The organism is Enterobacter sp. 2VL (genome assembly GCF_005503595.1).
Lineage (GTDB): Bacteria > Pseudomonadota > Gammaproteobacteria > Enterobacterales > Enterobacteriaceae > Enterobacter > Enterobacter cancerogenus.
Genome location: NZ_SCNE01000005.1, coordinates 163,601 through 177,644, shown reverse-complemented (window position 1 = coordinate 177,644; position 14,044 = coordinate 163,601). Strand labels below are relative to the sequence as shown.

Genomic DNA, 14,044 nt, shown 5'->3' with positions numbered 1-14,044 from the left:
CATCTGGCCGCACGATGCTAAAAAAACCTCAGGCTTTCCCTGCTTTCGCCAGCTCCTTCACCAGCGGCAGCATCACCTTCACGACGTCGCGGCTGCGGTGCTCAATCCGCTTCGGCAGGGCACTGTCAATGTGCTGCTGATTATCCAGCCTGACGTCATGCCAGCTTGTTCCATCGGGGAAGGATTTGGATTTAGCGCGCTGCTGATAGCCATCTTTTTGACCCAGCCCCCAGTTAGTGGCCTCGACGTACAGCACCGGAATCCCCGCTTTATCAAACACTTCACCGTCGTTGCAGCAGCCGGTGCCTTTAGGGTAATCCGGGTTACCGCCAGGGTTCGTAGAGGCATAGACCCCATGACTGCGTGCAATAGCCAGCGCCCTGTCGCGCGTTAATTTACGCACGGTGCTCGGGGTGCTCTGTCCGCTATTGAAATAAAGCTTATCGCCAACGATCAAATTATCGAGGTTAATCACCAGCAGCGTATTTTTCTTCTCGTCATTGCTCATGCGCTTAAGGAGATTCTCAGCGCCGAGTTTTCCTTCCTCTTCGCCGCTGGTCGCAATAAAACGAATGCCGTATTCCGTCGGGATATTTTTCAGCCGTTCGGCCAGCTCAAGCATGACGCCGAGGCCCGCCGCGTTATCGTCAATTCCCTGTAACGTCAGCCCGCCGAGATTATTATCGGTGTCGGCGTCACTCATCGGCGCAAAGGTATCGAGATGCGCCATGATGATAATCTGCTCGGCTGATTTTCCCTCATGCGCGGCAATGACGGTACTGCCGGTCACGTTGTGCCAGTTTTTCATTTTATTGCGCGAGGTATAGATATAGCGGCTGTGAAACGAGCGGATATCGCTCTGATAGCCCATATCGGCAAACTGCTGGCGAATATAGTCGGCGGAGAGCATCTCTGCTGGCGTGCCGGTCATGCGGCCAGGAAAGACCGTCGCAATATGCCGCGCCTGCTGGTTCGCGATTTCGCCCAGCGGTGGATTTTTGGCCTGAGCCGCAAAAATAAAGCAAACGCCGAACGCCAGAGCAGCAATACGGTGGCGCGTTGCGGAAAACATAGTGAGTCCTTAAAACAGAGCAAAATTTTAACTCGCGTAGTATGAAACTGTGATCCGGTATACACAATTTGAATTGCGCTTAAATGCCCGAATTTTCGCGAGTTAAGCACTTTTTGATATTTGCTTTTCTGAGGCGTTATTCCATTGAGTAACTACTCATTCCAATTCGTAATTTCATTCGTTCTAAACCGCCCCCTATAGTCCCTCTATTCCTCATTTTTAGTTGAGCTGTCGCGTTGTGGATTACCTGCCTTTATTTGCTGCCATTAAAGATCGTCCGGTGCTGGTTGTTGGCTCGGGCGAGATCGCCGAACGCAAAATTGCCTTTTTGCGGCGGGCTGGCGCGCGCATACAGGTGATCGAAGGCGAGGATTTTCACGACTCATTGCTCGATAACGTGGTGCTGGCGATTGCCGCCACCAACGATCGCGCGGTTAATCGCCGGGTTTTCGAAGCCGCCAATGCGCGCCACCGTCTGGTCAACGTGGTGGATGACCAGCCGCTCTGCTCATTTATCTTTCCCTCGATTGTCGATCGTTCCCCGCTGCTGATTGCTATCTCCTCGGGTGGGAATGCGCCCGTGCTGGCGCGCCTGCTGCGTGAAAAGCTTGAAGCGCTGCTTCCCGCAAGCCTCGGACGGATGGCGGAGGTGGCAGGGAACTTCCGCGAGCGGCTCAAAACGCAGGTGAAAACCACCGACGGACGCCGTCGATTCTGGGATCGTGCCTTCCGGGGACGCTTCGCCAGCCTGATGGCCGCGGGCAATGAACGTGAGGCGGGACAGGTGCTGGAAGCCTCGCTGACGCAGCCGGAGCAGGCGCAGGGGGAAATTATTCTGGTGGGTGCCGGGCCGGGCGATGCAGGGCTGTTGACCCTTCGCGGCCTGCAGGTGATCCAGCAGGCGGATGTCGTCTTTTACGATCATCTGGTCACCGACGGCGTGCGCGAGCTGATCCGCCGCGACGCAGAGCAAATCTGCGTGGGCAAACGCGCCGGTGAGCACTCTGTGGCGCAGCATGAGACCAATGCAATGCTGGTTGCGGCGGCAAAAGCGGGCAAAACCGTGGTGCGCCTGAAGGGCGGCGATCCCTTTATCTTTGGGCGCGGCGGCGAGGAGCTGCAGGCGGCGGCCGACGCGGGCGTACCGTTCCAGGTGGTGCCCGGCATTACGGCGGCGTCCGCTGTCACGGCCTACGCCGGCATTCCGCTGACGCATCGCGATTATGCCCAGAGCGTGACTTTTGTCACCGGCCATTACAAGGCCGACAGTACGCCGTTTGACTGGTCGCATCTGGCCCAGAGCCGTCAGACGCTGGCGATCTACATGGGCACCATGAAAGCGGCCGACATCAGCGAACAGCTTATTCAGCACGGTCGCGACGCCACGACGCCCGTTGCCGTGATTTCACGCGGTACGCGCGTCGATCAGCACGTCGCGACCGGCACATTACACGACCTTGCACGCCTCGCGAAAGACGCGCCCATGCCCGCCCTGATCGTGGTGGGGGAAGTGGTGCAGCTGCACGACACGCTCGCCTGGTTTCAACATACAACAGACGCAGAGAACCTCCGTTCTTCTGTGGTGACTCTGGCTTAAGGAACGGTTATGGACCAAAAACGACTTACTCACCTGCGGCAGCTCGAAGCGGAAAGTATCCATATTATCCGCGAAGTGGCGGCCGAGTTCTCTAATCCGGTGATGATGTACTCCATCGGCAAAGACTCCAGCGTAATGCTGCATCTGGCGCGTAAAGCGTTTTATCCGGGCACGCTGCCGTTCCCGCTGCTGCACGTTGATACCGGCTGGAAATTCCGTGAGATGTATGAGTTCCGCGACCGTACCGCCAAAGCCTATGGCTGCGAGCTGCTGGTGCATAAAAACCCGGAAGGGGTGGCGATGGGCATTAACCCGTTCGTGCACGGCAGCGCAAAACACACTGACATCATGAAAACCGAAGGGTTAAAGCAGGCGCTGAATAAATACGGCTTTGACGCAGCCTTCGGCGGCGCGCGCCGTGATGAAGAAAAATCCCGCGCCAAAGAGCGTATCTACTCCTTCCGCGACCGTTTCCACCGCTGGGACCCGAAAAACCAGCGCCCGGAACTGTGGCACAACTACAACGGCCAGATTAACAAGGGTGAAAGCATCCGCGTCTTCCCGCTCTCCAACTGGACCGAGCTGGATATCTGGCAGTACATTTTCCTGGAAAATATCGACATCGTTCCGCTGTACCTGGCCGCCGAACGTCCGGTGCTGGAGCGTGACGGCATGTTGATGATGATCGACGACGATCGCATCGACCTGCAGCCGGGCGAGGTGATCAAAAAACGGATGGTGCGCTTCCGGACGCTCGGCTGCTGGCCGTTGACCGGCGCGGTGGAATCCAGTGCGCAAACGCTGCCGGAGATCATCGAAGAGATGCTGGTCTCGACCACCAGTGAACGACAGGGCCGCGTGATTGACCGCGACCAGGCAGGCTCCATGGAGCTGAAGAAACGTCAGGGTTATTTCTAAGGAGCCGCCATGAACACCACGATTGCACAACAAATTGCCGATGAAGGCGGGGTTGAAGCCTACCTGCACGCGCAGCAGCATAAAAGCCTGTTGCGCTTTCTGACCTGTGGCAGCGTCGATGACGGGAAAAGTACCCTGATTGGCCGCCTGCTGCACGACACGCGCCAGATTTATGAAGATCAGCTCTCGTCGCTGCATAACGACAGCAAGCGTCACGGGACTCAGGGCGAAAAGCTCGACCTGGCGCTGCTGGTGGACGGCCTGCAGGCGGAGCGCGAGCAGGGCATCACCATCGACGTGGCCTACCGCTATTTCTCTACCGAGAAACGTAAATTTATTATTGCCGACACGCCGGGACACGAGCAGTACACCCGCAACATGGCGACCGGCGCATCCACCTGCGACCTGGCGATCCTGCTGATGGATGCCCGTAAAGGCGTGCTGGATCAGACCCGTCGTCACAGCTTCATCTCTACGCTACTGGGGATCAAACATCTCGTGGTGGCGGTCAACAAAATGGACCTGGTGGACTACAGCGAAGAGACCTTCAACCGGATCCGTGAAGAGTATCTGACCTTTGCCGAACAGCTGCCGGGCAATCTCGATATTCGTTTCGTGCCGCTTTCCGCGCTCGAAGGGGATAACGTTGCCTCCCAGAGCGCCAGCATGCCGTGGTACACCGGCCCGACGCTGCTGGAAATGCTTGAAACCGTGCAAATTCAGCGCGTGGTTGAGACACAGCCGATGCGCTTCCCGGTGCAGTACGTTAACCGGCCTAACCTCGATTTCCGCGGCTTCTCGGGCACGATTGCCTCCGGCACCGTGCAGGTTGGTCAGCGCGTAAAAGTGCTGCCGTCCGGCGTGGAATCCACGGTTGCCCGCATCGTCACCTTCGACGGAGACCTGACGGAAGCGGGAGCTGGCGAAGCGGTGACGCTGGTGCTGAAAGACGAAATTGATATCAGCCGTGGCGATCTGCTGGTCGACGTCAGTGAAACGCTGGCGGCGGTGCAGGGCGCGTCTGTCGACGTGGTGTGGATGGCCGAGCAGCCGCTGACCGCGGGGCAAAGCTACGACATCAAAATCGCGGGCAAGAAAACCCGTGCCCGGGTGGACGGTATTCAGTATCAGGTTGATATCAACAACCTGACCCAGCGCGACGTCAATGAACTGCCGCTGAACGGTATCGGTCTGGTGGACTTCACGTTCGACGAGCCGCTGGTGCTGGATCCTTATCAGCAGAACCCGGTCACGGGCGGGCTGATCGTGATCGACAGGCTGACGAACGTCACCGTGGGTGCCGGAATGGTGCGAGAGCCAAACGCGCAGGCTGCGGTGAACGCTGAATTCAGCGCCTTTGAGCTGGAGCTAAACGCGCTGGTGCGTAAGCACTTCCCGCACTGGGGCGCGCGCGATTTGCTGGGAGGCAAGTAATGGCCGCTCACGATGAGAACGTCGTCTGGCATCCTCATCCGGTCTCCGTTGCCCAGCGCGAACAACTCCACGGCCACCGTGGGGTTGTGCTGTGGTTTACCGGGCTGTCCGGCTCGGGAAAATCGACGGTCGCGGGCGCGCTGGAAGAGGCGTTACATCAGCAGGGGGTAAGCACTTACCTGCTGGATGGTGACAACGTGCGCCACGGCCTGTGCAGTGATTTAGGGTTCAGTGATGAAGACCGCAAAGAGAATATCCGCCGTGTGGGGGAAGTTGCCAGCCTGATGGCAGATGCCGGGCTGGTGGTGCTCACCGCGTTTATCTCACCGCACCGCGCCGAGCGCCAGATGGTACGCGAGCGCGTCGGGCACGATCGCTTTATCGAAGTGTTCGTCGATACCCCGCTGGAGATTTGCGAATCGCGCGATCCGAAAGGGCTGTACAAGAAAGCGCGGGCGGGCGAACTGCGAAATTTCACCGGCATTGACGCGGTTTACGAAGCGCCTGATTCCCCAGAGATTCATCTGGATGGTCAACAATTGGTAACAAATTTAGTAAGCCAATTATTAGACCTGCTCAGGCGGGACGATATTATCAGATCCTGAGGCGGTATCGTTCGGGAGCCGATTTCCCGAACGATGAGTCACGGTCACAGGATTAGCTATGCGTAACAGTGAAAACTACATTATCACCACCGGGTCGGAGCCGTTAACCACCGACGACGAGACGACCTGGTCCTTTCCTGGGGCTTTCGTCGGCTTCGTCTCGTGGCTACTGGCGCTGGGAATTCCGTTTCTCATCTACGGCGGTAACACGCTGTTCTTCTTCCTCTACACCTGGCCTTTCTTCCTGGCGCTGATGCCTGTCGCGGTGGTGGTCGGCATTGCGCTGCACTCCCTGCTCAATGGCAAACTGCTGTACAGCACCGTAGTCACGATTGTGACTGTGGTCCTGATGTTTGGCCTGTTATTTTTGTGGCTCATGGGCTAACTTCAGCCATAATTCAAACCGTAACCAACAGTATGACGATATTGTGCAGGGCGATTCTGCAAAAAAAATGTGGTACATTTGCCCGCGATATTGCGGCATCTCTGTGACCCCGGCGTAGAGTCCAGGGGCGTTTTGGGATGAGGATGCCGTTTTTCAGGGGGCAGGATGGGTAAACTAACGCTGCTGTTGCTGGCTTTGCTGGTCTGGCTGCAATATTCGCTGTGGTTCGGTAAAAACGGACTGCACGACTACAGCCGGGTGAGCGATGACGTCGCGGCACAGCAGGCAACAAACGCCAAACTTAAGGCGCGAAACGATCAACTCTTTGCTGAAATTGACGACCTCAATGGCGGTCAGGAGGCGATTGAGGAACGCGCACGCAATGAACTCAGTATGACTAAGCCGGGCGAAACCTTTTATCGTCTGGTTCCGGATGCGTCTAAACGCAATCAGGGCTCAGCACAAAACAATCGATAATCAGGCCCAGGATTACGACATGGCAGTAACTTTTTCGGACGTATGCGCCGTGGTGCCGGCCGCGGGTTTTGGCCGGCGCATGCAGACAGAATGTCCCAAGCAGTATCTCTCAATTGGCGATAAAACGATCCTTGAGCACGCCGTGGCGGCGCTGCTGGCGCACCCGCGTGTGACCCACGTCGTTATCGCAATCAGCCCGGGCGATGTGCGTTTTGCACAGCTGCCGCTGGCAAATCATCCGCAGATTACGGTTGTTGATGGCGGTGCCGAACGCGCCGATTCCGTGCTGGCTGGCATTCAGGCCGCCAGAAACGCGCAGTGGGTGCTGGTGCATGATGCTGCGCGCCCGTGTCTGCACCCGGACGACCTGGCGCGCCTGCTGACACTTAGCGAAACCAGCCGCGTCGGTGGCATTCTGGCCGCCCCGGTGCGCGACACCATGAAGCGTGCCGAACCGGGCAAGCAGGCTATCGCCCATACCGTTGAACGCGTCGATTTATGGCACGCGTTAACGCCGCAGTTTTTCCCCCGTGAATTACTCCATGACTGCCTGACGCGGGCGCTCAAAGAAGGTGCGACCATTACGGACGAAGCCTCTGCGCTGGAGTATTGCGGTTTCCACCCTGAGCTTATCGAAGGCCGCGCTGATAATATCAAAGTCACGCGCCCGGAAGATTTACGGCTCGCGGAATTTTATCTTACCCGTTCGACCCCTCAGGAGAAGGCATAATGCGAATTGGACACGGTTTTGATGTACACGCCTATGGCGGAGAAGGCCCAATTATCATTGGCGGCGTACGCATTCCTTATGAAAAAGGTCTGCTGGCGCACTCTGATGGCGACGTCGCGCTCCATGCCCTGACGGACGCGCTGCTCGGTGCCGCTGCGCTTGGCGATATCGGCAAACTGTTCCCGGACACCGATCCGGCATTTAAAGGGGCGGACAGCCGCGAGCTGCTGCGCGAAGCCTGGCGTCGCATCCAGGCCAGGGGGTTTACCCTCGGCAACGTTGACGTAACCATTATCGCCCAGGCCCCTAAAATGCTGCCGCATATTCCACAGATGCGCGTGTTTATCGCCGAAGATCTCGGCTGCCACATGGATGATGTCAACGTCAAAGCGACCACCACCGAGAAGCTCGGCTTTACCGGTCGCGGCGAAGGCATTGCCTGTGAAGCGGTGGCGCTGCTGGTGAAGGCGGCAAAATGACCGACTTCGATAACCTGACCTGGCTGCACGGAAAACCCGAGGGTCACGGCCTGCTGAAAGCCAGTCCGGAAGATTTTGTGGTGGTGGAAGACCTCGGTTTTGAGCCGGACGGCGAGGGTGAGCATATTCTGGTTCGCATCCTGAAAAACGGCTGCAACACCCGTTTCGTCGCCGATGCGCTGGCAAAATTCCTGAAAATTCACGCCCGTGAAGTGAGCTTCGCCGGGCAGAAAGACAAACATGCCGTTACTGAACAGTGGATCTGCGCCCGCGTGCCGGGCAATGCCATGCCCGATTTAAGCCAATTTGAGCTTGAAGGCTGTAAAGTGCTGGAGTACGCCCGCCACAAGCGCAAGCTGCGGCTGGGCGCGCTGAAAGGCAATGCGTTCACGGTGATTTTACGCGAAGTCACGAACCGCGATGACGTGGAAACACGGCTGAACGCCATCCGCGAGCAGGGCGTGCCGAACTACTTTGGCGCACAGCGCTTTGGCATTGGCGGCAGCAACCTGCAGGGCGCACTGCGCTGGGCGCAAAGCGATGCGCCGGTTCGCGACAGGAATAAACGCAGTTTTTGGTTGTCTGCGGCCCGCAGTGCGTTGTTTAATCAGATGGTGAGCGAGCGGTTGAAAAAACCGGACGCGAATCAAGTTGTTGTCGGCGATGCGCTACAATTAGCGGGGCGCGGGAGCTGGTTTGTGGCAACGGCTGAAGAGCTGGCCGATGTCCAGGCGCGCGTGGACGCCAAAACGCTGATGATTACCGCAGCCTTGCCCGGCAAGGGTGACTGGGGAACGCAGGAGGGCGCGCTGGCCGCAGAACAGGCTGCCGTCGCGGATGCGCCGGAATTACAATCCTTGCTGGTGCGGGAAAAGGTCGAGGCAGCACGCCGTGCGATGCTGCTCTATCCGCAACAGCTGAGCTGGAACTGGTGGGATGACGTAACCGTTGAGTTGCGCTTCTGGCTGCCGGCAGGCAGTTTTGCCACCAGTGTTGTCAGGGAACTTATCAACACGTCGGGTGATTATGCGAATATTGCTGAGTAACGATGACGGGATCCATGCGCCAGGTATTCAGACGCTGGCGAAACACCTCCGCGAGTTTGCGGATGTGCAGGTCGTGGCTCCCGATCGTAACCGCAGTGGCGCGTCTAACTCTTTAACGCTGGAATCGTCGCTTCGGACGTTTACCTTTGATAACGGCGACATTGCCGTGCAGATGGGCACGCCGACCGACTGCGTCTTTCTGGGGGTGAACGCGCTGATGCGCCCGCGTCCGGATATCGTGGTATCGGGTATCAATGCCGGGCCTAATCTCGGCGATGACGTTATCTACTCCGGTACCGTGGCGGCAGCAATGGAAGGGCGTCACCTGGGGTTCCCGGCGCTGGCGGTGTCGCTGAATGGCTATACCCATTACGACACGGCGGCGGCGGTGACCTGCTCCATTCTTCGCGCACTTGGTCGCGAACCGCTGCGCACCGGGCGCATCCTCAACATCAATGTCCCTGATTTGCCGCTCGACGAGATCAAAGGCATCCGCGTGACGCGCTGCGGCAGCCGTCATCCGGCCGATAAGGTGATCCCGCAGGAAGATCCGCGCGGGAACACGCTGTACTGGATTGGACCGCCTGGCGACAAGTGCGACGCGGGACCCGATACCGACTTCGCGGCCGTTGATGAAGGGTATGTTTCCGTTACCCCTTTGCACGTAGATTTAACCGCTTACAGCGCGCATGATGTGGTATCGGACTGGCTGGATCGGGTCGGAGTGAACGCGCAATGGTAAGCAAACGTGTACAAACTCTTCTGGAACAGTTACGCGCTCAGGGGATCGCGGACGAGCATGTGCTTGAGGCGCTTGCTCAGGTTCCCCGTGAGAAGTTTGTCGATGAGGCGTTTGAACATAAAGCCTGGGAAAACGTGGCGTTGCCTATCGGACAAGGCCAGACGATTTCACAGCCCTACATGGTGGCCCGCATGACGGAACTTCTGGAGTTGACGCCAGAATCACGTGTGCTGGAGATTGGCACCGGGTCGGGATATCAAACGGCCATTCTGGCGCACCTTGTGCACCATGTTTGCTCCGTTGAGCGCATTAAAGGGTTGCAGTGGCAGGCGCGTCGTCGCCTGAAACAACTTGATTTACATAATGTTTCGACACGACACGGTGATGGCTGGCAGGGTTGGAAGGCTCGCGCCCCGTTCGACGCCATTATCGTTACGGCAGCACCGCCTGAAATTCCCGCCGCGCTTCTGTCGCAGCTGGATGAAGGCGGCATTCTTGTCTTGCCCGTCGGGGACGAACATCAGCTTTTAAAGCGCGTTCGTCGACGCGGCGGCGAGTTTATTATCGATACCGTGGAAGCCGTGCGCTTCGTGCCTCTTGTGAAAGGGGAGCTGGCCTGAGACTCGGAAATTTCCAGGTTTATTAAGGCAAATACAGCGTATGGTGTGGCGCGAAAGGTTCGTGCCGTCACGGTTATTTTTCGTCACTAAAAGTCATTACATTCCTGGGGGATAAATGAGCGCGGGAAGCCCTAAATTCACCATCAGCCGTGTTGCGGCATTATCACTGGTTTCGCTCTGGCTGGCGGGCTGTTCAAATTCAAATAATCCACCTGCACCTGTTTCCTCCGTGGGCGGCAGCAGCGGCTCGGGCAACACGTCCAGCGGAATGTTGATCACGCCACCGCCTAAGATGGGCAATACGGCGGCGCAGCAAACACCACAAATTCAGCCTGTTCAGGCGCCTGTTACGCAGCCAACGCAGATTCAGCCAGCACAACAGCCTGTGCAGACCGAAAATGGCCGCATAGTGTATAACCGCAAGTATGGGAACATTCCGAAAGGAAGCTATACCGGTGGCAGCACCTACACCGTTAAGCGCGGCGATACGCTGTTCTATATTGCCTGGATCACCGGGAACGATTTCCGCGATCTGGCGCAGCGCAATAACGTCCAGGCCCCGTATGGACTGGAAGTGGGCCAAACGCTGCAGGTCGGCAATGCGACCGGCACGCCGCTGACGCCAGGTAATACCGTTTCGGCCGCAGACGTAACGGCGCAAAATAACAGCGTAAAACCTGCACAAAAAACCAGCACGGTAGTTGCTTCGCAACCGGTAATTACGTATTCTGAGGACTCAGGTGATCAGAGTGCTAACAAAATGTTGCCGAATAATAAAGGTACTGCGACGGTTGTCACAGCACCGGTGACGGCACCTGTGGTTAGCTCTACCGAACCGACTGCCAGCAGTATGACGTCCAGTTCGCCTATCTCAGCATGGCGCTGGCCGACTGATGGCAAGATTATTGAGAACTTTGCCACCTCTGAAGGGGGTAACAAAGGGATCGATATCGCAGGAAGTAAGGGACAGGCTATCATCGCGACCGCAGACGGACGCGTTGTGTATGCCGGTAACGCGCTGCGCGGTTACGGTAATCTTATTATCATAAAACATAACGATGATTATCTGAGTGCCTACGCCCATAACGACACTATGCTGGTCCGGGAACAACAAGAAGTTAAGGCGGGGCAAAAAATCGCTACCATGGGTAGCACCGGAACCAGTTCTACACGCTTGCATTTTGAAATTCGTTACAAGGGGAAATCCGTAAACCCGCTGCAGTATTTGCCGCAGCGATAAATTGACGAGGCAAGCCAGTCAGGGTGTCTCGTCCAGGGATCACGGGTAGGAGCCACCTTATGAGTCAGAATACGCTGAAAGTTCATGATTTAAATGAAGATGCGGAATTTGATGAGAACGGAGCAGAGGCTTTTGACGAAAAAGCCTTAGTAGAAGAGGAACCCAGTGATAACGATTTAGCTGAAGAAGAGCTGTTATCGCAGGGTGCCACACAGCGTGTGCTGGACGCGACTCAGCTTTACCTTGGGGAGATTGGTTATTCCCCTCTGTTAACGGCCGAAGAAGAAGTCTATTTCGCACGTCGTGCTTTGCGTGGTGATGTTGCCTCGCGCCGTCGCATGATTGAAAGTAACTTGCGTCTGGTCGTGAAAATTGCTCGCCGTTATGGCAATCGTGGTCTGGCTTTGCTTGACCTGATTGAAGAGGGCAACTTAGGTCTCATCCGCGCAGTTGAGAAGTTTGACCCGGAACGCGGGTTCCGTTTCTCAACCTACGCTACCTGGTGGATTCGTCAGACCATCGAACGGGCTATTATGAACCAAACCCGTACGATTCGACTGCCGATCCACATCGTCAAAGAGTTGAACGTCTATCTGCGTACTGCGCGCGAGTTGTCCCATAAACTGGACCACGAGCCGAGCGCTGAAGAGATTGCCGAACAACTGGATAAACCGGTTGATGACGTAAGCCGTATGCTGCGTCTCAACGAGCGCATTACCTCCGTTGACACCCCGCTGGGTGGCGACTCCGAGAAAGCGCTGCTGGACATCCTGGCCGATGAAAAAGACAACGGCCCGGAAGACACCACGCAGGACGATGACATGAAACAGAGCATCGTCAAATGGCTGTTCGAACTGAACGCCAAACAGCGTGAAGTACTGGCACGTCGTTTCGGTTTACTGGGGTATGAAGCTGCAACACTGGAAGACGTCGGCCGCGAAATTGGCCTGACCCGTGAACGTGTTCGTCAGATTCAGGTAGAAGGTCTGCGTCGCCTGCGTGAAATCCTGCAGGGGCAAGGTCTGAATATCGAAGCGCTGTTCCGCGAATAAGCACCCTTTCGTCAAAAAAGGCCCGTCGTGAGACGGGCCTTTTTCTTTTGCGCTACGCCTGTGCGGTTTCGTGCAGCAGCCGCCAGCTCACTGTATTTCCTTCCTGATTAAGCACCGCGGTTGACCCGCGCACGTTGACGGGGCAATCCGGGCGGGTTTGCGTCTCCCGGTAGTGCAGCACCGCGCCACCGTCCCACTGCTCAACCGTGGTGAGCCTGTCGATCCTTATTTTCAAACCGGGGCGGCTACCGCGCTGGTTTTCCAGGAAGCTGACCAGCGCCGCATGATCCAGATAAGTGCCACCCGGGGGAATCATCATAAAGTCCGGACGAAAGCGGGCGAGCAGGGCGTTAATGTCGCCTTCACCCTCTCCCAGCCACTGTTCGAGCGCCACGTGAAGATCAATAACTTCGGTTTCGTAGGGGGTCATACGTTCTCCTGTTGAAGCTGCCTCAGCACCTTCGCATTGTTAAGACGAATAACGGCCAGCAGGGGCAGTAACGTTACGCCTGCGGCAAAAAGAAAGATACCGTGCCACGCCGTAAGCGGCGGCAGGTAGCGCTGCGCCAGGCTAAGCAGCGCGGCTAACACCAGCGCCCCCAGAAAAAAGCTCAGCTGACGATTAAGGTTCCACAGCGCACTGGCGTCCGGCATCGCATCATGCGGGATTGTCAAAAACGCGCTGCTTTGCGCCGTGCTGCTGCACAGGCTACCGCCCGCGCCCATCAGGGTAAACGCCAGCACCGGCAGCGCGAACGGAGTATCTGGCCCGATACCGATAAGAAGCCCCATCCCGATAGCCTGCAAAAGACAGCCGAGCACGATGAGCGGCCGTGGGCCGGTACGGTTGAAGTAGCGCCCCGTTGCCGTGATGGCCACAAAAGAGGCCAGTGACCAGGGAAGCATCAGCGCCCCGGTTTCGGCAGGCGTCAGCCTGGCGATGCTTTGCAGGTAAAACATGCCTATCACGTTCACGCCGATGAACGTGCCGGGAACGCACAGGTAGACCAGCATGGAGAAGCGCAGCAGCGGATCCTTCAGCAGCGGGAGGTGAAGTAACCGCCTTGTCAGGGTCTGCTGCGGCTTTTCGTTGCGAAGCCACAGCCCGGCCAGGACAAAGGCGAGTGCGGCAACGGGCAGGGTAGCGAAAAAAATCCATCGCCAGCCGAGCGTCTGAACCAGCACGCCGCCCAGCGCGGGCGAGCATGCCGGTGCCAGCAGGGCCACCAGCATGACCGCCGAGGAGAGCCTGGCACGTTCGTGCGGCTTAAACTGCTGCCACGCCAGCGCCTGCCCAACCGGTATCAGCAATCCGCCGCCAAGCCCCTGAATTACACGCCAGGCGATCAGGCTGTCGAGCGTCGACGCCAGGCCCGCGGCGGCAGATGCGGCGCTAAACACAAAAAGCGAAAGCAGGATCAGGCGTTTGGGCCCCAGCAGGCGCGCCAGCATTGCGCTGAACGGGATGACCAGCGTCAGCCCGGCAATGTAGCCATTACTGACCCACGCAAGCGCGGAGGGCGTGGCGTGTAGCGCCTGGCCCATCGCCGGAAAGGCCACGCTGGCGATGAACATGTTAATCAGGTCGAGAAAAAAGCCGAGCAGAAACACAGCGGCGACCCTGGTGCGATACGTCATGGGAACTCC

The 14,044-nt window shown here is 57.5% G+C and carries 16 protein-coding genes; 13 read left to right on the top strand and 3 right to left on the bottom strand.

Annotated elements, in window-relative coordinates; translation table 11 throughout:
- Positions 1–28: 28 nt before the first annotated feature.
- Positions 29–1,072, bottom strand: a complete 1,044-nt coding sequence (locus FFS28_RS14050; RefSeq protein ID WP_137849859.1) for an aminopeptidase — start codon at positions 1,070–1,072, stop codon at positions 29–31.
- A gap of 238 nt (positions 1,073–1,310) precedes the next feature.
- On the opposite strand from FFS28_RS14050, the gene cysG reads away from it, so the two are divergent.
- The 13 genes from cysG (at position 1,311) to rpoS (ending at position 12,397) form a co-directional block, all read left to right on the top strand.
- On the top strand, positions 1,311–2,669 hold the full coding sequence (gene cysG, locus FFS28_RS14045) for a siroheme synthase CysG (protein WP_137849858.1): 1,359 nt from the start codon (positions 1,311–1,313) through the stop codon (positions 2,667–2,669).
- Between the two features lie 9 nt (positions 2,670–2,678).
- Positions 2,679–3,587: a sulfate adenylyltransferase subunit CysD gene (gene cysD, locus FFS28_RS14040; RefSeq protein ID WP_137849857.1), complete on the top strand. Its 909-nt coding sequence runs from the start codon at positions 2,679–2,681 to the stop codon at positions 3,585–3,587.
- A 9-nt stretch (positions 3,588–3,596) separates the two neighbouring features.
- Entirely contained in the window at positions 3,597–5,021 is a 1,425-nt protein-coding gene (gene cysN / locus FFS28_RS14035) for a sulfate adenylyltransferase subunit CysN (protein ID WP_137849856.1), read from the top strand.
- Positions 5,021–5,626: an adenylyl-sulfate kinase gene (gene cysC, locus FFS28_RS14030; protein WP_137849855.1), complete on the top strand. Its 606-nt coding sequence runs from the start codon at positions 5,021–5,023 to the stop codon at positions 5,624–5,626. Before cysN ends, cysC begins: the two co-directional genes overlap by 1 nt.
- A 58-nt stretch (positions 5,627–5,684) precedes the next feature.
- Positions 5,685–6,011, top strand: a complete 327-nt coding sequence (locus tag FFS28_RS14025) for a DUF3561 family protein (RefSeq protein WP_006178238.1) — start codon at positions 5,685–5,687, stop codon at positions 6,009–6,011.
- Between the two features lie 165 nt (positions 6,012–6,176).
- Entirely contained in the window at positions 6,177–6,488 is a 312-nt protein-coding gene (gene ftsB / locus FFS28_RS14020; protein ID WP_003862095.1) for a cell division protein FtsB, read from the top strand.
- Positions 6,489–6,507: 19 nt separating this feature from the next.
- Positions 6,508–7,218, top strand: a complete 711-nt coding sequence (gene ispD / locus FFS28_RS14015) for a 2-C-methyl-D-erythritol 4-phosphate cytidylyltransferase (RefSeq protein WP_137849854.1) — start codon at positions 6,508–6,510, stop codon at positions 7,216–7,218.
- On the top strand, positions 7,218–7,697 hold the full coding sequence (ispF, locus tag FFS28_RS14010; RefSeq protein WP_137849853.1) for a 2-C-methyl-D-erythritol 2,4-cyclodiphosphate synthase: 480 nt from the start codon (positions 7,218–7,220) through the stop codon (positions 7,695–7,697). Before ispD ends, ispF begins: the two co-directional genes overlap by 1 nt.
- Positions 7,694–8,743 (top strand): tRNA pseudouridine(13) synthase TruD, encoded by a 1,050-nt coding sequence (gene truD / locus FFS28_RS14005; RefSeq protein ID WP_137849852.1) that lies wholly within the window; start codon positions 7,694–7,696, stop codon positions 8,741–8,743. The genes ispF and truD overlap by 4 nt, the downstream gene beginning before the upstream one ends.
- On the top strand, positions 8,724–9,485 hold the full coding sequence (surE, locus tag FFS28_RS14000) for a 5'/3'-nucleotidase SurE (protein ID WP_006178231.1): 762 nt from the start codon (positions 8,724–8,726) through the stop codon (positions 9,483–9,485). Before truD ends, surE begins: the two co-directional genes overlap by 20 nt.
- On the top strand, positions 9,479–10,105 hold the full coding sequence (locus FFS28_RS13995; RefSeq protein ID WP_006178229.1) for a protein-L-isoaspartate(D-aspartate) O-methyltransferase: 627 nt from the start codon (positions 9,479–9,481) through the stop codon (positions 10,103–10,105). The genes surE and FFS28_RS13995 overlap by 7 nt, the downstream gene beginning before the upstream one ends.
- Before the next feature lie 115 nt (positions 10,106–10,220).
- Positions 10,221–11,345, top strand: a complete 1,125-nt coding sequence (gene nlpD, locus FFS28_RS13990; protein WP_137849851.1) for a murein hydrolase activator NlpD — start codon at positions 10,221–10,223, stop codon at positions 11,343–11,345.
- Positions 11,346–11,404: 59 nt separating this feature from the next.
- Complete coding sequence (rpoS, locus tag FFS28_RS13985) at positions 11,405–12,397, top strand: RNA polymerase sigma factor RpoS (RefSeq protein WP_013098493.1); 993 nt, start codon at positions 11,405–11,407, stop codon at positions 12,395–12,397.
- Positions 12,398–12,449: 52 nt separating this feature from the next.
- Here the strand turns inward: rpoS and FFS28_RS13980 are convergent, their stop codons facing one another.
- Together FFS28_RS13980 and FFS28_RS13975 are read right to left on the bottom strand one after the other, a co-directional pair.
- Positions 12,450–12,827: a DUF4440 domain-containing protein gene (locus FFS28_RS13980; RefSeq protein WP_137849850.1), complete on the bottom strand. Its 378-nt coding sequence runs from the start codon at positions 12,825–12,827 to the stop codon at positions 12,450–12,452.
- Complete coding sequence (locus FFS28_RS13975) at positions 12,824–14,035, bottom strand: MFS transporter (protein ID WP_137849849.1); 1,212 nt, start codon at positions 14,033–14,035, stop codon at positions 12,824–12,826. Before FFS28_RS13975 ends, FFS28_RS13980 begins: the two co-directional genes overlap by 4 nt.
- Positions 14,036–14,044 lie beyond the last annotated feature (9 nt).

Bases quoted from the DNA above. Each gene is read 5' to 3' on its own strand.
- cysC (WP_137849855.1), top strand. From the start codon at position 5,021: ATGGCCGCTCACGATGAGAACGTCGTCTGGCATCCTCATCCGGTCTCC.
- truD (WP_137849852.1), top strand. From the start codon at position 7,694: ATGACCGACTTCGATAACCTGACCTGGCTGCACGGAAAACCCGAGGGT.
- rpoS (WP_013098493.1), top strand. From the start codon at position 11,405: ATGAGTCAGAATACGCTGAAAGTTCATGATTTAAATGAAGATGCGGAA.
- surE (WP_006178231.1), top strand. From the start codon at position 8,724: ATGCGAATATTGCTGAGTAACGATGACGGGATCCATGCGCCAGGTATT.
- ispD (WP_137849854.1), top strand. From the start codon at position 6,508: ATGGCAGTAACTTTTTCGGACGTATGCGCCGTGGTGCCGGCCGCGGGT.
- cysD (WP_137849857.1), top strand. From the start codon at position 2,679: ATGGACCAAAAACGACTTACTCACCTGCGGCAGCTCGAAGCGGAAAGT.
- FFS28_RS13995 (WP_006178229.1), top strand. From the start codon at position 9,479: ATGGTAAGCAAACGTGTACAAACTCTTCTGGAACAGTTACGCGCTCAG.
- FFS28_RS13975 (WP_137849849.1), bottom strand. From the start codon at position 14,035: ATGACGTATCGCACCAGGGTCGCCGCTGTGTTTCTGCTCGGCTTTTTT.
- cysN (WP_137849856.1), top strand. From the start codon at position 3,597: ATGAACACCACGATTGCACAACAAATTGCCGATGAAGGCGGGGTTGAA.
- FFS28_RS13980 (WP_137849850.1), bottom strand. From the start codon at position 12,827: ATGACCCCCTACGAAACCGAAGTTATTGATCTTCACGTGGCGCTCGAA.
- nlpD (WP_137849851.1), top strand. From the start codon at position 10,221: ATGAGCGCGGGAAGCCCTAAATTCACCATCAGCCGTGTTGCGGCATTA.
- ftsB (WP_003862095.1), top strand. From the start codon at position 6,177: ATGGGTAAACTAACGCTGCTGTTGCTGGCTTTGCTGGTCTGGCTGCAA.
- ispF (WP_137849853.1), top strand. From the start codon at position 7,218: ATGCGAATTGGACACGGTTTTGATGTACACGCCTATGGCGGAGAAGGC.
- FFS28_RS14050 (WP_137849859.1), bottom strand. From the start codon at position 1,072: ATGTTTTCCGCAACGCGCCACCGTATTGCTGCTCTGGCGTTCGGCGTT.
- FFS28_RS14025 (WP_006178238.1), top strand. From the start codon at position 5,685: ATGCGTAACAGTGAAAACTACATTATCACCACCGGGTCGGAGCCGTTA.